This window comes from Sphingobacterium sp. G1-14 (assembly GCF_002196555.1).
In the GTDB taxonomy this organism is placed as follows: Bacteria; Bacteroidota; Bacteroidia; order Sphingobacteriales; family Sphingobacteriaceae; genus Sphingobacterium; species Sphingobacterium siyangense.
Genome location: NZ_CP021381.1, coordinates 1,918,836 through 1,937,770 on the forward strand (window position 1 = coordinate 1,918,836; position 18,935 = coordinate 1,937,770).

11 protein-coding genes are annotated in these 18,935 nt (G+C 39.3%); 10 read left to right on the plus strand and 1 reads right to left on the minus strand.

Features of this window, described 5'->3' with window-relative positions; translation table 11 throughout:
• Positions 1-252: 252 nt before the first annotated feature.
• Entirely contained in the window at positions 253-1,275 is a 1,023-nt protein-coding gene (locus CBM24_RS08010; RefSeq protein WP_157698597.1) for an IS5 family transposase, read from the minus strand.
• Between the two features lie 234 nt (positions 1,276-1,509).
• On the opposite strand from CBM24_RS08010, the gene CBM24_RS28035 reads away from it, so the two are divergent.
• The 10 genes from CBM24_RS28035 to CBM24_RS08065 all read left to right on the plus strand — a co-directional run bounded on the left by CBM24_RS28035 (position 1,510) and on the right by CBM24_RS08065 (position 18,935).
• A complete protein-coding gene (locus CBM24_RS28035) occupies positions 1,510-1,833 on the plus strand; it encodes a DUF6660 family protein (protein WP_088160810.1) in 324 nt (107 codons plus the stop codon).
• Between the two features lie 209 nt (positions 1,834-2,042).
• Entirely contained in the window at positions 2,043-6,365 is a 4,323-nt protein-coding gene (locus CBM24_RS08020) for a CusA/CzcA family heavy metal efflux RND transporter (RefSeq protein ID WP_088160811.1), read from the plus strand.
• Positions 6,366-6,371: 6 nt separating this feature from the next.
• On the plus strand, positions 6,372-7,715 hold the full coding sequence (locus tag CBM24_RS08025) for an efflux RND transporter periplasmic adaptor subunit (protein ID WP_088160812.1): 1,344 nt from the start codon (positions 6,372-6,374) through the stop codon (positions 7,713-7,715).
• A 21-nt stretch (positions 7,716-7,736) separates the two neighbouring features.
• Complete coding sequence (locus tag CBM24_RS08030) at positions 7,737-8,333, plus strand: HD domain-containing protein (protein ID WP_088160813.1); 597 nt, start codon at positions 7,737-7,739, stop codon at positions 8,331-8,333.
• 249 nt (positions 8,334-8,582) lie between these two features.
• Positions 8,583-9,464 (plus strand): bestrophin family protein, encoded by an 882-nt coding sequence (locus tag CBM24_RS08035; protein WP_088160814.1) that lies wholly within the window; start codon positions 8,583-8,585, stop codon positions 9,462-9,464.
• Positions 9,465-9,502: 38 nt separating this feature from the next.
• Positions 9,503-9,961: an MgtC/SapB family protein gene (locus tag CBM24_RS08040; protein WP_198386059.1), complete on the plus strand. Its 459-nt coding sequence runs from the start codon at positions 9,503-9,505 to the stop codon at positions 9,959-9,961.
• Complete coding sequence (locus CBM24_RS08045; protein ID WP_088160816.1) at positions 9,948-10,925, plus strand: hypothetical protein; 978 nt, start codon at positions 9,948-9,950, stop codon at positions 10,923-10,925. The genes CBM24_RS08040 and CBM24_RS08045 overlap by 14 nt, the downstream gene beginning before the upstream one ends.
• A 5-nt stretch (positions 10,926-10,930) precedes the next feature.
• Positions 10,931-12,967 (plus strand): heavy metal translocating P-type ATPase, encoded by a 2,037-nt coding sequence (locus tag CBM24_RS08050; protein ID WP_088160817.1) that lies wholly within the window; start codon positions 10,931-10,933, stop codon positions 12,965-12,967.
• Between the two features lie 1,088 nt (positions 12,968-14,055).
• Positions 14,056-15,729: a DUF6377 domain-containing protein gene (locus CBM24_RS08060; RefSeq protein ID WP_088160819.1), complete on the plus strand. Its 1,674-nt coding sequence runs from the start codon at positions 14,056-14,058 to the stop codon at positions 15,727-15,729.
• A gap of 212 nt (positions 15,730-15,941) precedes the next feature.
• Positions 15,942-18,935, plus strand: coding sequence for a SusC/RagA family TonB-linked outer membrane protein (locus CBM24_RS08065; RefSeq protein ID WP_088160820.1), 2,994 nt, complete (start codon positions 15,942-15,944; stop codon positions 18,933-18,935).

Sequence of the window (18,935 nt, forward strand, 5' to 3'; positions counted from 1 at the left end):
ATACTTCCCCAATATTGATTTAAATAATTACTCTTTTATAGAGTAGGATGTTTGGACGAGAGACAATTGCACTAATGAACTAGTTTTAAAATTGTCGTTGTATTTATAATAGACAACTAAGACCGTTGCAAAATAATGTTGATATTTTCTGATCGGTTATTTTTGCTTTTTTTTGCAGTTTTTTCCGATTTGGATTCGGAAATCTAGTTGCGTTTTCTTGAAAAATCCTCTTTTTGAGGCCTTTTCAACTGCTTAATTTGTGTTTTTTATTGCATTGGACACAAGTATCCCAGGTGATCTGTAAAGATTGTACGCCATGGCTTCCATTAGATTTTGTGTATGCATTTTGGCGATCCCCTTATACCTTGCACAGCTTGAGTTGAACCATCGCCGGATGCTCCCGAAGGTCCGTTCAACTTTGAACCTGATCTTGCCGATCAGTTTGTTTCTTAACTTCTCTCTTTCGGTTAACGCTGTTCCTTTCTTTGCCTTATGCAAGATCCTGCTTTTTAGCTTTCCTGATTTGATCAATTCCTCATTTTTAGAGGAACGATATCCCTTGTCAGCATAGATATGGATGCCCTTTGGAAGGTCAGCCGAAGATATTACCTGTTGAAGATTGGCAATTTCATTTACATTTGCTGGAGTGGTTACCACGCCCAGAACCAGGCCTTCTGTATCGGTGACATAATGCTTTTTATAGCCATAACGTGTTTTCCCAGCCTTCTTTATCCAACGAGCTTCATGGTCAACACCCGGGCTCTCTTGTTGGATCAATAACTGTTCACTATTCTCTTTATCCAGCTCAGAATCTTCGCGAGGATGTTCACTACGGTCACTTTCGATCTCGTAAATAACTTTGCCTTTTGGTTTTAGCGGAGAATCAACAATACTGGCATCAACGATAGCTCCACGTTTTACCAATATTTTATGTTTATTCAACTGCTTGTTCAGCTCCTTGAATAGATTCTCATAAACACCCTTTTCTGTCAGCGAGCTGCGAAAACGGCTAATAACACTGTGATCGGGAACCGAATCGTCCAAACTGATGCCAACAAAGCGACTAAAGGAGATACTGTCGTTTATACGGTCTTCTACTTCGTAGTCACTCAGACCATACCAGGTCTGTAGAAGTGTCATTTTGAAGAGGACAAGACCAGAATAACTAGGGCGTCCCATTTTGCTTTCCCCTTTGTGGTAATGCTTGTTGATAATATTTGAAATCGGATGCCAATTTACCAATGTATTGATCTGATCGAAGAATTCCTGCTTGATTTTCCGTCTTTGAACCATGTAATCAACAAAGCTAACTTTTTCTGTCTTTTCCATACCTTAAATATAACGAAAATCAACAAGAAACAAATTAAAAACTTGAATATCAATAAAATAAAAACCAAACACTTTTGCAACGGTCTTCAACTATAAATATTCTCATATTAAAGCAAGAAAACTATAAAGTCGTCTTTAAATTTAGTTTTGTTTGTTTTTTTTTATATTTTCGTTATAAATATGAGATGGAAAGCTACAATATTATTATTTTATATCCTTGCGCTATTTATGGTGCCTTGTGGGGATACGAATAATACATGTGGAACTCTTTCCAAATTTGCGGACGAAACAACGCATAGGCATAGCAATGATAGTGATGATTATTGTACTCCTTTCTGCCAGTGTACATGCTGTAGTATTTCAGTTGTTTCCTTCAATTTTGAAATCCCTGAATTAGGTGTGCTAACACAGATTTTTTCTAGGGAAAAAGTAATAATTCCGGATTTTAAATTTATCTCCCAGTATTCGGGTTCTATTTGGCAACCGCCAAAATTTTACGTTTAAGTTCATTTTAAAAGAGTATGGGTATTTGTTGCATTTTATAACAATATAAATTGCTTCTGATTTAATACTGATTTATGGCTTTATAAAGATTATAGCCAATCTTTTCAGTGTCTAATCATTCCCCTTACACACTTGTAATTCCTCTCCACCTTCTTTTAAGGTGCTAGAGCAAGCGCGATTTTTTTAATGTTAAAATAACAAAATACATTGTGTTAGACAGTATCATAAAATTCAGTATAAAGAACAAGATCATTATTGGTTTGATGACCCTGTTACTTATTATTTGGGGAGCATGGAGTGCAACAAAGTTGCCTATAGATGCGGTACCCGATATTACCAATAATCAAGTTCAGATACTCACCACTTGTCCCACGTTGGCCGGGCAGGAGGTTGAACAGCTGGTTACCTTTCCTATCGAACAAAGTATTGCAAATGTGCCCAAGATTGAAGAGATCCGTAGTATCTCGCGTTTTGGTTTGTCGGTTATTACCGTCGTTTTCGAGGAGGATATAGACATTTATTTTGCTCGACAGCTTATCAACGAACGATTAAAAGAGGCGGTTGATAAGATTCCACAGGGTATAGGTACCCCGGAAATGGCCCCTGTAAGTACCGGGCTGGGAGAAGTTTATCAATATATAATTCACCCCAAAAAAGGTAGTGAGAGTAAGTATAATGCGAAGGATCTGCGTACAATGCAGGACTGGATCGTGGCAAGACAGCTATATGGGACGCCAGGCATAGCTGAGGTGAACAGCTTCGGTGGTCAATTGAAACAATATGAGGTTGCTGTAAACCCTGATAAGCTTAGGGCTATGGGAGTTAGTATTCCTGAAATATTCACGGCTCTGGAGAAGAACAACCAAAATACGGGAGGAGCTTATATTGACAAAAAGCCTACAGCCTACTTTATCAGGGGTATCGGATTGGCAACTTCTCTCGATGATGTCAAAAAAATCGTTGTAAAAAATTCCGGAGCTGTTCCTATTTATATAGGTGATGTTGCAGATGTTAGGTTTGGTAGTGCTGTAAGATATGGTGCATTAACCTATAATGGAGAGGTTGATGCCGTGGGTGGCGTGGTAATGATGCTTAAAGGTGAAAATAGTAACGAGGTAGTAAAACGGATAAAAGAAAAACTACCGACAATTCAACAATCTTTGCCTGATGACGTGACAATTGAGCCATATTTGGATAGAACCGACTTAGTAGGAAGGGCAATGAGTACTGTGGAGAAAAACCTGATCGAAGGTGCGTTGATCGTAATCTTTGTTTTAGTACTGTTTCTTGGGAATTTCCGTGCAGGACTTATTGTTGCTTCCGCTATCCCATTAGCGCTTTTGTTTGCCTTAGGTATGATGAATGTATTTGGTGTTAGTGCTAACTTGATGAGTCTTGGAGCGATCGATTTTGGATTAATAGTGGATGGTGCGGTTATAGTTGTAGAAGCTACTATGCACCATCTTGGACTGCGGAAATCTACTGAGCGGCTAACGCAAAACGAAATGGATGATGAAGTTTTCCTTTCCGCATCCAAGATTCGTACAAGTGCCGCCTTTGGCGAGATCATCATTCTAATTGTCTATATACCAATCCTCACCCTAGTCGGTGTGGAAGGCAAGATGTTCCGCCCCATGGCGCAAACTGTTGGTTTTGCGATATTTGGAGCGTTGATATTGTCGCTGACCTATATTCCGATGATGTGTGCGTTAATTCTGTCAAAAAAACCAAGTCACAAAAAGACTTTTAGCGACAAAATGATGGATAAGCTTTCTGGTTGGTATCAGCCTCTGCTTCAAAAAGCAATCAGGATCAAATATATCATTGTAGGAGCAACTGTCGCTATTTTTGCAGTTTGTTTATTTTTCTTCAGTAGGATGGGGGGCGAATTCATTCCGCAACTGCAAGAAGGGGATTACGCCTTTCACTGTATTTTGCCGCAGGGAAGTTCATTAAATCAGAGTATCGAAACCTCCATGCAGGCTTCAAGGATAATTAAGCAATTTGATGAAGTGAAAATGGTTGTGGGTAAAACTGGAGCAGCTGAAGTGCCTACCGATCCGATGCCTCCCGAGGCAACCGATTTAATGGTCGTACTAAAGCCGCAAGACGAATGGAAGTCTGGCAGAAATTACAACGAACTTGCAGAGGCGATGATGGAAAAGCTTGAGGTTATACCGGGCGTTTTCTTTGAGAAAAACCAGCCTATTCAGATGCGTTTCAACGAGTTGATGACAGGTATAAGGCAGGATGTAGCTGTTAAGATTTTTGGTGAAAACATAGATTCACTCGCATCCTACGCAAAAGAAGTCAGTGAGGTGATTCAAACTGTCCAGGGGGCAACATCTCCACAGGTCGAGCGGGTAAGCGGTCTGCCACAAATTAATGTCGAGTATGACCGTACCCGGATTGCAAATTATGGATTGACCATTCAGGATGTCAACGATGTTGTCAGTACGGCTTTTGCAGGCAAAAGTTCAGGTCAGATCTATGAAAATGAAAGAAGGTTTGACCTTGTTGTACGTCTTGATAGTACACATCGGAGTAGCATTGATGATGTCAGTAACCTGATGATCCCAACAGATAAGGGAATACAGATTCCACTTTCGCAGGTTGCAAATATAGAGTATAAACTTGGACCTGCCCAGATAAGCAGGGAGGCAGGGAAGCGGCGTATAGTAATTGGATTCAACGTTGCAGGTCGGGACGTACAAAGTGTGGTACAGGATATCCAAAAACAATTGTCCGAAAAGATAAAATTGCCTTCAGGATATTATTTTACCTACGGAGGGCAGTTTGAAAACTTACAAAAGGCGAGTGCACGTCTGATGATTGCGGTACCAGTATCACTATTGTTAATATTTATGCTGTTGTATTTTACTTTCCATTCATTTAAGCAAGCTGCCTTAATATTTACGGCCATCCCAATGAGTGCTATTGGTGGTGTATTTGCCCTTATGGCGCGTGGTATGCCGTTCAGTATTAGTGCAGGAATCGGTTTTATTGCCCTGTTTGGAGTTGCAGTGCTTAATGGTATCGTTCTGATCGGAACGTTCAATCAACTAAAGAAAGAGGGAATAGAGGATGTTTTCAAACGAGTAAAAGAGGGTACAATGACCCGTCTGCGGCCGGTATTAATGACTGCCACTGTAGCATCACTCGGGTTTTTACCTATGGCGATTAGTACGAGTGCCGGTGCCGAAGTGCAAAAACCTCTTGCCACTGTGGTGATCGGCGGATTGATCACAGCAACATTTTTGACACTGTTTGTGCTGCCCCTCCTGTACATTATTTTTAATTCGAAGCTCAAAAAAAATGGAGACGGTAAAATGAAGGCAATAACAATGGTAATCTTAGTGTGTCTGGGAAGTTTATCGACGGTCAAGGCCCAGCAGCGGGAACGGATTTCTATCGAAAAAGCGGTGGGCACGGCGTTGGAAAATAATCAACAGTATGGGGTTAATAGTGCACAGGTAAAAAGTGCTTCCTTGAACGTCAAGACTGCAAACGATATTCCCAAAACGGGCGTGTTTGCTGAAAATGAAGATTTCCGGCCATCAGATAGAGTAGGAATTTTGAAAATCGGAGTTTCTCAAAGTATAGCATGGCCTGGCTTGTATGCTGCAAGGAAAGATTATTTTAAGCAGCAGTTAAAATATGCAGAACTTAATACCGATGTATTGAATGCTGCAATCAAACGTGATGTGCGTACCGCATACTATCAGCTTTGGTACCTGCAGGACAAACAGCTGCTTTTTAAAAAATTGGACAGTATTTACACGATGCTCTTTAAAACTACTGAAGTCAGGGTCAGGACAGGAGATGTCGCTAAATTGGATCAGGTGTCGGCTGAAGCTAAACTTAAAGAACTACGGGCTTTTCTTGAGCAGAACAAGAAAGAAATGACAGTCCAGCAGCAACAATTGATGATGCTCATGAATCAGAACGAATGGTTACTTCCTATTGCTGAATCATTAAAGAAAATCGAAGTTGAACTAGTTGAAAATAATAGTTCGCATCCGGTACTTGCTTTGCAGGAACAAAATGTCAATATTGCTTCTTCCAATATCAAAGTTCAGAAGAATACGAACAAACCGGAGTTTTCTGGAAGGTTTTTTAGTCAGCGTCTGTGGGGTGCCAAAGATCCGTTTACTGGTTTTTCAGTAATGGCTTCTTTCCCGGTTTTTGGGAGCGGCGCCTACCGGAATAAAGTAAGGGTTGCGGTTGCCGAGAAAGAAGTGCAAGAAAAAACACTTGCTTATCAGACCCAGCAGTTCCAGACACAAAGGGCATCGGCTATTGCTGAAATAGAAAAAAACTATTCTCTTCTGAATTTCTATGAAACATCGGGACTACGTCAATCTGAGGAAATAATCAGTGCTGCGACTCTGAGTTATAGAACAGGTGAAATAAGTTTTGCTGAATTAGGACAGTTCCTGAACCAGGCAATAGGTATCCGTCAGAACTATTTGGATGTACTAAACCAGTACAACCAATCAGCAATTCAATTCAATTACTTCAATAACAAATAATACAAAATGAAAATTATAGGAAAAATATTAGTTTCGGGTGTTCTTGTAGCATTTTTATATAGTTGTGGCGGACAGGCTGACAAGAAGGAAGAGAGCGGAGCCAGGAAAGAGACAAAGAAGGCAGAAGCTAGTGGTGAGGAGGGGCATGCAGAAGAAGAGTCTTCTACTATTGCATCACTTACACAAGAACAGATTAAGGCTGTTGGGATCACTCTTGGCGACATCGAAAATAAAAATCTGACAGCAACCGTCAAGGCCAACGGAGCACTTCGGGTTCCTAACAATAAGAAGGCAAATGCGACCTCGCTGTATGGAGGGGTTGTCAAAAGTCTCAAAGTGCAGCTGGGTGATTATGTTCAAAAAGGGCAGGTGATCGCCACAATAGAAAATCCACAGTTTATCCAGCTGCAGGAAGAATACATAACGATTGACAGTCGGATTACTTTAGCACAACAGGAACAGAGCCGTCAACAGGAACTTAATGAAGGGAGTGCTGGTGCATTGAAAAACCTCCAGACAGCTACTGCTGACCTGAATGCACTGATGGCTCGTAAAGCATCATTAAAAAAGCAGATACAGTTGATGGGCATTAATCCATCTAGTATTAACAGGGAGAATCTAAGGTCCGCACTTGTTGTAACAAGCCCTGTCAGTGGTACGATTAGCAATGAGCTGGCCAAGATAGGTAGTTATGTAGATGTTTCCTCTCCGGTTGTCGAAATTGTCGATAATGGTCTTTTGCATCTTGATCTTCAGGTATTCGAACGCGACTTACCTTATATGAAAATTGGACAGGTTGTCAATTTTACCATTACCAATAATCCAAAAGTTACCTACACTGCAAAGGTATTCAATATAGGCTCATCATTCGAAAACGAAAGTAAAACAATAGCTGTGCATTGTACTGTAGTAGGGAATAAAACGGGGCTAATTGACGGAATGAACATTACAGGTATGGTCAGTGTAGAAGATGTAATGGCATCGACTGTTGCTAATGATGCCATTGTAGAAGCTGACGGTAAGTTCTATATTTTTGTTCATACGGATAAGGATCCTGAAGCTGGTCACAAGGAAGGTGGTCATGAACACAAAGAAGGTGAAAGCCATGACCAGAAAGCTGAAGAAGACCATGATCACAAACCGGGGGAAAAACATGATCATGTTGCTGATAATAAGCAAACTGAAAAGAAAATTAATTTTGAAAAGATCGAAGTTGTTAAAGGAGTTTCTGAATTGGGTTACACTGTTATCACTCCTGTAACAGAAATTCCTAAGGGAGTTAAAATTGTTACCAAAGGGGCATTCTTTATCAATGCGAAATTGAGCAATACTGGTGGGCATGAACATTAATTTCTAAGTAAATGTAAAATTATGAAAACTCTGTTGTTATCTGTTGAAAATTATGTTTCCTCATTGCTAAAAGAAAACCTTTCAGGTGATTTGGGTTTTCATGGCATTACCCATACAGTTGAAGTTGCGAAAGCAGCAGTTGAAATTGGACAATTCTATAGTCTTGATGGTGGCCAAATGGAAATATTACTTGTTTCCGCCTGGTTTCACGACTGTGGTTATATTCATACCTACGCCGGACACGAGGAAAAAAGTAAACAGATAGCCAAAAGTTTTCTGACGAGATATAAAGCCGATACCGAATTTATAAATTCGGTATCGGCCTGTATCGAAGCAACAAAGTTTCCGCAGTCGCCGATGAATTTGGTGGAAATGATACTTTGTGATGCTGATTTCTTTCACTTTACTAGACCCACTTATCCTAGATATGCTATGGCGATAAGGAGAGAGTTTGAAATTTTCCTTCACAGGGTTTATTCGGATGAGGAATGGAAGACTATAAATATGGCTATGTTGCGAAACCACACTTATTGGACTTCATATGGAAAAAATGTTCTGGATAGATTTAAACAGGTCAATGTTATATTGATGAACTTTAATAGTCGGGATATACTATGAAGTGATCCGCTGGCAGTATTATGAAAAATTTCGACAACAGCTCCTTCAGGTATGGAATTTACTTGAAGATGTGTTTGACCAGCATTTACACTGTATTTTTGTTTTGCTATGAACAATATTGAAAATATTGAAATCGGTTTCGGAAGGGGGAAACCAAGATTTATAATTAATTGTTCATTATCTAAATGTACATCCGTCTAAAAATATAAAGAATGATTATTGTTCTTCACAAACCTAGAATATTCAGTTATGTTATTAAATCGAAAAATATCAATTTGGTACTTTATAAATGAGATAAAGACACAATTCATTCTGATCTCTATATTCGCCATATCGATCGGCGTGGTTGATATGCATCCGACTTTTAAAAAAGTATCCTTGCCGCTGAGTATTCCTGCTCTGATCGGAACGGCTGTTTCCCTACTACTGGCCTTTAGAACGGCTCAATCCTATGAGCGCTGGTGGGAAGCCAGAACAATATGGGGAGCTATTGTTAATGACTCCAGGAATTTACTAAGGCAGTTTATTCAATATGCTCCCGAAAGTCCCCGATACGAAATAAAAGAATTTGTGGACCGACAAATTATCTGGACTTATGCGCTGGGAGAATCGCTCCGAAAGCTGGAGTTTTCACCTAAAGTTCAGGCTTATCTGCATTTCCACGGGATAAAAGCCACAAATATACCCAATGCAATATTGGATAGACATTCAAATGCAATCAGACATCTCGCTTTCAGTGGAGCGATAACGGATATTCAACAGGTTCAGCTAAATGAAACAATAGGTAGGTTATGCGACAGCATGGGTAAGTGTGAACGTATTAAGAATACGGTCTTTCCCAGATCATATAGCATGATGGTACACACCTTGATCTACGTCTTTGCCGCGATTTTGCCTTTCGGGCTCGAAGATTCTCAGTTAACTATTGAGATCGTAATGACCATGATTATACCAATACTCTTTATTGCCATTGAAAAGACAGCCATCATTATGCAGGATCCTTTTGAGGGTACGCCAGTTGATACACCAATGACTTCGCTTGCACAAACCATCGAGATAAACCTTTTGGAAATGATTGGAGAAATAGATATTCCGGCAAATCCCAAAAATGATTCTTATTATGAAATGTAATATATCTGTAAATAATAAAATCTAAAGACTCTATGGATATGAATTTTGAACTTTTGCTTTCTGCTAAATTGGTACTCGCTCTCGTTTTAGGAAGCATCGTCGGTATAGAACGGGAAAAAGAACAGCAGAATATGGGTATAAGGACATTTGCCTGTATCTGTGTTGCCTCTTGTCTCTTTGTATCTGTTGCAGCCCACTTGACTGAAGACAGGTCTGCAACGGCAAGAATGCTGGCGGCGATTGCAACTGGCCTAGGATTTATAGGAGCCGGTATAGGATTTCGTACTGAGAAAAGTATGCCAATAGGACTGACCACAGCAGCCGGCCTCTGGACAATTGCTGCGGTTGGAATAGCTATCGCACTCAACATGTTTGTTCTTGCAATTTCTGCAACAGTTATTACCCTATTGATTTTCGTAATAAATCAATTTGAGTGGTACAAGCGATTTCTGAGAAAATTATCCGACAATAAAAATAGCGGCCATGAAACAGAATAATAATCAGTTCGATCTGCATCTTCAAAAACTCGCAGATTTGTTTGAAGGGGCGAAGAAAGAGAACAATCCCGGGCGGTATCTTTTTGAGAATGGATTAAGAACACCTTTGTTCCAATTGGAGGCATTGGCCAGGATATATAGTGTTACTGGTCCAAGAACAAAACAGTTTAGAAGAATGCGGGACAAATTTAAACAATTGGAGGACATGCTTGGGAGCATAGACTATTTTACCACTTTTGCTAAATTGTATACCAAAGACAAATGCATTCCAGAAGATGTGGGGATTTATTTTGATGCACAATTAGAAAAAGTCGTGAGGAAACTTAATAAATTACTCAAACGTAAAAACTGGTTGAATGGTAAACAATTAAAAAAAATCATCAGTGACATTGACAAAACCCAATGGAAGGCAAAAGACGAGCAGCACAGACGTCTTGTTAAATTCTATCGTTCAGAAATAGAAAAGATAATGGATTTTTCCCAGAATGGAAAATATGTTTTCAGAAACGTGGAGTCAGATATTCATGAGTTTCGTCGGAAATTACGCTGGTTAAGTATTTATGCACAATCATTACAGGGATGTGTCGAACTAGTAGATATTGAACATGAAAAGTCGGAGTTGAGAAACTACCTTACTGATACTATACTTGAGTCACCCTTTAATCGACTCCCACCTGTTGAAGAAAAGCAGACCCATCCTCTGGCGCTATCCAAGTTTGGTTTTTACGCAGTTAGCTGGATGATCGAACAGTTGGGAATACTGAAGGATCATGGACTCAGCTTACTTGCCCTGGCGGACGCTTTGAAAGAAACAGAGAAAATCAAAAAACAAAGTGATGCAATAATTAGGGCTGAGAAATATTTGGAGAAATCAATTCCTTCAATAGATGTTGTACTAAGTGAAGCAAATAAGGTCTCGAAACAATTCTTTATGGATAAAATATTAAAAAACCTTTTAAAATAAATATTATGGATCACAAACATCAATATGACGCGCAAGGCAAGCAGATCTGTTGTACGCAGACGGAAAAGGTCTATTCTAAAGCCGGAGCAAGAGAATTGGTAAAAGAGGAACATTACAAAAATGACGGACACGATCATGGCCATAGTGATGATGACGGTCATGACCACAGTAATGCCACCGGAAGTCCATTTAAAATGTTTCTACCATCTATTCTTTCTCTTTTACTTTTACTTATTGCAATATCATTGGATAACTGGCTGCCTCAGGAATGGTTTAAAGGAACAGTCAGATTTGTTTGGTATCTGGTAGCTTATGGAATCGTAGGCCTTCCGGTAATTCAAGATGCTTTTAAGAGTATAGCCAAGGGAGAGGTCTTCTCAGAATTCTTTTTGATGAGCATTGCAACCATAGGCGCGTTTTTTATCGGGGAATATCCCGAAGGGGTGGCCGTTATGCTTTTTTATGCTGTAGGCGAAGTATTTCAGACGTTGGCGGTTTCAAGAGCACAGCGTAACATAAAAGCCCTGCTGGACCAGCGGCCGGACGAAGTGAGAATTGTTGAGGAGAATCAGACCAGAGTTATTAAAGCCGAGGAGGCACAGATAGGTATGGTTATCCAATTAAAACCTGGGGAGAAACTGGGCCTTGATGGAGAACTGCTCACGGATAGTGCTTCTTTTAATACTGCCGCACTGACAGGTGAAAGTAAACCGGATACCAAAAACAAGGGGGAATCGGTGCTTGCCGGCATGATCAACCTAAATACCGTTGCTCAGGTTAAGGTGACTACCGCTTATACGGACAGCAAGCTAAGTAAGATTTTGGAATTGGTCCAAAATGCAACATCCCAGAAAGCACCTACAGAACTTTTTATAAGGAAGTTTGCCAAAGTCTACACCCCAATCGTTGTTTTTCTTGCAATCGGAATATGTTTGCTACCTTATTTCTTTTTAGAGAACTACGTATTCAATGACTGGCTTTACAGAGCTTTAGTCTTCTTGGTAATTTCATGTCCTTGTGCATTGGTAATTTCTATTCCATTGGGATATTTTGGAGGTATTGGAGCTGCCAGTCGTAATGGTATTTTATTCAAAGGCAGTAATTTCCTTGATACTATGGCTGCCATAAAGAATGTAGTAATGGATAAAACTGGTACAATGACCGAAGGTGTTTTTAAAGTGCAAGAAGTAGTTTTTAATTCCGATTTCGATAAAGCTGAAATTCTAAAACTCGTAAATGCCATCGAAAGTCTTAGCACGCATCCTGTAGCAACGGCCATACACGAATATGTAGGAGATGTTGATAGTTCCATAAAATTAGAAAACACTGAAGAGATTCCCGGTCATGGTTTGAAAGCGCAGATTGACGGAAAAGAATTACTGGTCGGCAATTTTAAACTGATGGACAGATTCAATATTAAATATGATCTAGATCCATTATCAATTGTCTACACAACTATTGCGGTGGCTAAAGACAGTAAATTTGTGGGCTACATTACCATTGCCGATAGCATAAAGGAAGATTCCCAAAAGACTATTGATATGCTTCATAAGCTCAATGTAAAAGCGACGATGTTGAGCGGAGATAAGACAACTGTTGTTAGATTTGTTGCAGATAAGCTGGGGATCGACAAGGCTTTTGGAGATCTCTTGCCTGAAGACAAAGTAAACAAAGTAAAAGAGATGAAGGCAAAAAATGAAACTGTTGCCTTCGTAGGAGACGGGGTAAATGACGCTCCGGTAGTTGCTTTAAGTGATGTGGGAATTGCTATGGGAGGACTTGGAAGCGATGCGACAATTGAGACAGCAGATGTTGTTATTCAGGATGACAAGCCTTCTAAAATCCCGATAGCCATTAATATTGGCAAGAAAACAAAAAAAATTGTTTGGCAGAATATCATACTAGCGTTTGTGGTGAAAGGCATAGTTCTTATTCTTGGGGCTGGAGGTCTTGCTACTATGTGGGAAGCCGTATTTGCTGACGTAGGGGTTTCGCTAATTGCGATATTGAATGCTATAAGGATCCAGCGGATGAAATTTTAAATAAAATTTGAATGTTATTGGAAACAGTATTCTATAAAACATCATGTTTAGTAGGGTCTTAGCTTTTTTATACAATAAAATGATCATCTAGGATGTTTTGTAATAAAGCAAGACATCCTTATTGTTAGCCTTTGAAAGGAATATCCAATTAGACTGTATTTATCAAATTTACGAAGGAATCAAAAATATGTTGGTATTGTTTAGTCTAAGTATCGGTCATGGCTGTCCGACATTCCTGTTTTCCATCTGTAAATCTTGCAGCATCATGTTGGGGTATCTTTATAATTAATGTGTTAGTGAAGTTTTTCTCATAAGTCTAAACGGTCATTAACTTTTGTAGCTTTTTTTGTTCTAACCTGTGTTGAAAGAAAAATAGGTTTTGAGAAATGTTGTATTAGGAAGTTTAGGATTATAAAATTATTGTTGATGCAAATGAGTATCAATTTATGTTTTTATCAAATTTTAATATAGGATTTCTATTTTTTATTGTTCCAGTTGTATTGAAATGAAAAAAAAACATAATGTACACAAGAGAAAACCTGCTGTTAAGAGGAGAAAGAGAAAACATACCTCTACTATATCCCAGAAGTCTTTTAAAGAGAGAAAATCACCCTTTTTGATTTTTATGGTCATTATACTGTCCATTATAACAATAATTACAATCATCGTTCAGATAAAACATATATATATACATATTTCAGGAAGAGGGCATTAAAATTCAATAATCAACTTAAAATTTTAGTAATGTTAGGTACTGTATTCACAGTATTTGATTGTGTTTTAGAAGAAGTTGATTGTTAGATTAGTAGTTCAAAATTACGAATTCGAATTATTTATAATAATCCCCTCAACTAACATTTATAGAAATAATAAACAGATAATTGAGGTCAAGATTTTAGGTGTTAAAAGTGTGTCAATATTCAATAAAGGTTTTAAGAACGTTTAAGATTTGTATTAATACGCAAAATATTATCAGAATATTTGCAATTTTTTATTTTTGATAAATGTATAACATTAGTATATGCTAGTTTTGTTTTAAGCCTAGAAAATGTTACTATTGTGTTTTGTCACTTTTGGTTTAAAGTATCATGTATAGACGTGTTTTATGTGTCCTGTTGATTGTTATATCGGTTATCTTATGTAAAGCAGGAACTGGACAGGATACTGCGTTGATACAACTGCTTCAGATGATCGACAAAAAGGAAGTGTTTATGGCCCTCAAAGAAGCGAGAATAGACGATTTGGGACGACAACTTCAGAAATCAATAAATAACACTTCCGGACAATACGAATTAAACAAGCTCCTTTACCAAGAATATTCTTCATATAAACTAGATTCTGCGATTATATATGCTAGGGGAAATGTAAAATTAGCCAAAAGAAGTGGCGATTTCTTCCAAATCAATGAAAGTAATCTGGATCTTGCTTCATTTTACTTCACAGCAGGTATGTATATTGACGCCTATAAAATATTGGCCACTGTAGGTAAGAACAAGCTTCCTAGAGAACTGTTGATCAAGTATTACGATGCGTGGAAAAGGCTCTATAAATTTTATTCATTTTCAAATACCGACGATCGGCAGTATGCTATTCGGAGTGACCGCTATCGCGATTCGCTCTTAAGTGAACTGGACACGGCAAGTAGTCAATACCGTATAGTTTATGCCGAAAAGCTCCATGATGAAGGGAAATTTGAGGAAGCGAAAAAGAGTTTGATGTATATGCTTGATCTTTCCCGAAAAGAGGATCATGAACATGCCATCTTATGTTATGCCCTGGCTAATATCTATGAAAAGGAAGGAAATATTGACCTTCAACGCAAATATTTGACGCTATCCGCGATTAGTGATATTAAAAACGCCATCAAGGAGAATGCCTCGATGCAGGCATTAGCGACCTTATTGTATAAGTCAAACCATATTGAAGAAGCCTATAGCTGTATCAAATCGTCAATGGAGGATGCTATATTTTGTAATGCCCGTTTCCGGACCTATGAAGCTTCGCAGATCTTTCCAATCATAAACTCAGCTTATCAAGAAAATGAATTACAACAAAAGGCAAAATTGACAATCTTTCTAGCGATTGTCAGTATCCTATCGCTGTGCCTCATTATAGCAGTTATTTTGATATACAGGCAGATGAAGCGGGTAAATCGCGTCCGTAGAGAGCTCTTCGAACTCAATCAAAAATTGCAGGTGCTCAATCAGCAATTGAATACAGCCAATGACGAACTTCATACCACCAATAGCGAAGTGCTGTCTATGAATAGCGAGTTGGCAGAAACCAATCACATCAAAGAAGCCTATATCGGTGAGTTCCTAAACTTATGTTCCTTATATATTGATAAGCTCGAAAAATACCAGATTTCGCTCAACAAGATGGTCATGGCCAAGAAGATCGAAGAGCTCAAGCAGATGCTTAAATCACGCGATATGATCGACCATGAAGTAAGAGAATTATACGCCACTTTTGATCATGTATTTTTGCACTTGTATCCGAACTTTGTGGAAGATTTCAATGCACTGTTAGTCGCAGATATGCAAGTCGTCTTAAAGCCAAATGAAGTACTGAGCCCGGAACTCCGTATTTTTGCATTGATACGTTTGGGTATTACAGACAGCGCAAAGATAGCCCGTTTCCTGCACTATTCAACCAATACCATTTATACCTACCGGACCAAATTCAGAAATAAAGCTGCCGTCCCGCGCGAAGATTTTGATGAATTGGTCACAAAAATAGGTCGAAAAGCCCTAAATTATTGACCTAATCTTCTATATATTTCTTTGTTGTATTTGATGTAATATTCTGTTTTTTAGGTTTTTACGTTTTTGTTGTTTCTATATTTGGCGATACACCTCTTTTATCTGCTCTTTGATCCTCTTATTTTTGGATAAACCAATTAGGGGGCGATTTGACACTAGTTTCAAATCGAAATTAGATAACAATTATAAGTAATACGTAAAAATCAAATTTTATGAAAAACCAGGGGCGATTACGTTTTACGTATCCCATTCTCATGCTTTCAATGATTTTGATCTGTTTAAATTCATTTGCACAACAAAGGGAGATTCAGGGTACTGTAAAAGACGAAAACAAGCTAGCTATTGAAGCTGTTTCCGTCAACAACAAGGGGACAACCCAACAAGTACAGACAGATCGAAATGGCCATTTTAAAATGACCGTTGCACATGGTTCAGTTTTGAGCATCTCCTATATCGGCTACAAGACTCAGGAACTAAAAGTAGACAATGCATCAATTTATAATATTATATTAGTCAAGGATAACACAGCACTTGACGAGGTGGTTGTTATTGGATATGGGACCGTTAAAAAGAAAGATCTGACAGGTTCTTTAGCGTCTGTGGGTGCAGAGGCAATGAAAGATAAGCCTGTGGCAAATGTTGGCGAAGCGCTTCAAGGACGTGCCTCTGGTGTACAGGTTATCAACTCAGGCGCGCCCGGAAGCAATGTGTCCATACAGATTCGAGGGCTGGGATCAATCAACAATAGTGCTCCATTGTTAGTGATTGATGGCGTCCCAACGGATCTGTCTCTCAATGCGCTCAATCCAAATGATGTGGAGACAATCGATATCCTCAAGGATGCCTCTGCTACTGCCATTTATGGTTCCAGGGGAGCCAATGGTGTTGTATTGATTTCAACAAAAAAGGGTAATAAAAATAAAGGCAGTATTACGGCAAGTGCCAATTACGCGATTCAGCAGGCAACGAGCCTACCCAAAATGCTGAATGCACAACAGTTTGCGTCGCAGCACAATGAGATGATGGCCAACAACAATAACCGTCAACGACCGGATTTTGCCGATCCTACATTGCTTGGCCGAGGAACAGATTGGTTAGATGCGCTCCTACAGACAGGTAAATTAGCTAATTATGCCCTTAGTTATGCTGGTGGTGGAGAAAAGAATACGTACTACGTCTCTGCTGGTATACTCAATCAGGATGGCATCGTGAAAAACACCGATTACAAACGGTATAATTTTCAGTTTAACAATGAAGCTAAACAGACAGCATGGCTCAAATTGGGCAATACGCTCACGCTAAGCCATGATGTAAAACACAATGGTTCCTATAGCGTATTGAATACGCTTGCCTCATTGCCTACACAACCAATTTTTAATGAAGATGGTACCTATTCAGGGCCAGGAAATGAAGCTATATTCTATGGCGATCTGCGCAATCCGATCGGGACTGCCATGCTTGAACAAAATACAACGAAAGGCTATAATCTTCTTGGAAATATCTATGCGGAAGCAAATTTCTTGAATCATTTCACCTTCAAAACTTTGCTTGGCCTTGATTATAAGGCTTGGGACAATATGACCTTTTCGCCTAAATACAATTGGAAACCCATCCCCGTTCCCAATTCCTATCGGAGTGAAAGTTTCAACAAGAGCCTAACCTATTTGTGGGACAATACCCTCACTTATGCAAATACTTTCGGGGGTGGACACGAAATCAATGTGATGATAGGTTCTAGTGCGCAAAACAATGATTATAATTACATGAATGGAAGTATCAAGGAATTTCTTTCCGACAATAATAACCAGTTAAATAATGGCTTGTTAGATCCAACTGTAGGTGGGAGCCGCAACGAATGGGCGTTATTGTCATTCTTCGGGCGCGCCAATTATACGTTTAAAAATCGCTATCTCCTTACGGCCACTGTACGTCGTGATGGTACATCAAGAATTGCTTCGGCCAACCGTTGGGGGACTTTTCCTTCTTTTTCTGCCGCCTGGCGTATCTCTGAAGAGTCTTTTTTTAACAAAAATGATTTTTGGAGTGATGTTAAACTCCGTATCGGTTATGGAGTTACCGGTAATCAGGCCGTGTTGGATAACTATGCTGCATCAGCCCGCTTAAAAACTGGTCAATATGTTTTCAATGGTATTCCCGTTTCGACATTGTACCCACTCGTTATGCCTAACCCGGGCATACGCTGGGAAACGATCAAACAACAGAATGTTGGAATTGATGCAAGTTTTTTCAAAAACAGGATCCAGTTGACGATGGATGCTTACATCAAAAAAACCTCAGATATGCTTGTCAAAATGAGCGTGCCCATTACGACAGGATATTCAGACAGCTATACGCCAATGATCAATGCCGGAGAGGTAGAAAACAAGGGGTGGGAATTAAGTTTACGTAGCCAAAACCTAAAAGGAGAATTGGTTTGGAATACCGATTTCAATATCTCCTATAATAGAAATAAGGTCGTTAGACTTGATGGCGATGTACCTATTTACTACGGTTATCAGTCCCATACCATTGGACAGCCTGTTGGATCATTTTATGGCTATTTGACCAATGGTATTTTTCAAAACTGGGCCGAAGTGAATAGTTATGCTTATCAATATCAAGGGGCAGATCCCGCTAATAGTACGGCACCCGGCGATATCAAATTTAGGGACATCAATAAAGATGGAGTTGTTAATGACTATGACCGGACCTATTTAGGCAATCCAACACCAAGTTGGAGTTTTGCCATGAATAATAAGTTGTCCTATAAAAATATAGATCTTGAAGTATTCTTTCAGGGGGTGTCTGGAAACCAGATCTATAATGCCAATAGGGTTACCTTGGAAGGTATGTATACCATACGAAATCAGACGACTAAGGTTCTTGATCGTTGGACCGCTGAGGGAACCAGCAATGAGGTGCCGAGAGCGATTTACAGCGACCCCAATAAGAATACACGTAATTCAGATCGTTTTATTGAGCAGGGAAAATACCTGCGTCTGAAAAATCTGACCGTAGGTTATACCTTGCCTGAAGCTGTAGCCAAACGTCTGCATGCAGGACGGTTGCGGTTTTATTTTTCAGGGCAGAATTTGTTTACTTGGACCAAGTATTCTGGCTTCGATCCTGAAGTGATAGGAGGTGTTGACAATAGTAACTACCCGATCACAAAAAACTTTAGCTTGGGATTGGACCTTAGATTTTAA

What these genes read in the sequence shown, in the direction of transcription:
- CBM24_RS28035 (WP_088160810.1), top strand. Translation starts at nt 1,510, where the DNA reads ATGAGATGGAAAGCTACAATATTATTATTTTATATCCTTGCGCTATTT.
- CBM24_RS08025 (WP_088160812.1), top strand. Translation starts at nt 6,372, where the DNA reads ATGAAAATTATAGGAAAAATATTAGTTTCGGGTGTTCTTGTAGCATTT.
- CBM24_RS08030 (WP_088160813.1), top strand. Translation starts at nt 7,737, where the DNA reads ATGAAAACTCTGTTGTTATCTGTTGAAAATTATGTTTCCTCATTGCTA.
- CBM24_RS08035 (WP_088160814.1), top strand. Translation starts at nt 8,583, where the DNA reads ATGTTATTAAATCGAAAAATATCAATTTGGTACTTTATAAATGAGATA.
- CBM24_RS08040 (WP_198386059.1), top strand. Translation starts at nt 9,503, where the DNA reads ATGAATTTTGAACTTTTGCTTTCTGCTAAATTGGTACTCGCTCTCGTT.
- CBM24_RS08045 (WP_088160816.1), top strand. Translation starts at nt 9,948, where the DNA reads ATGAAACAGAATAATAATCAGTTCGATCTGCATCTTCAAAAACTCGCA.
- CBM24_RS08050 (WP_088160817.1), top strand. Translation starts at nt 10,931, where the DNA reads ATGGATCACAAACATCAATATGACGCGCAAGGCAAGCAGATCTGTTGT.
- CBM24_RS08060 (WP_088160819.1), top strand. Translation starts at nt 14,056, where the DNA reads ATGTATAGACGTGTTTTATGTGTCCTGTTGATTGTTATATCGGTTATC.
- CBM24_RS08065 (WP_088160820.1), top strand. Translation starts at nt 15,942, where the DNA reads ATGAAAAACCAGGGGCGATTACGTTTTACGTATCCCATTCTCATGCTT.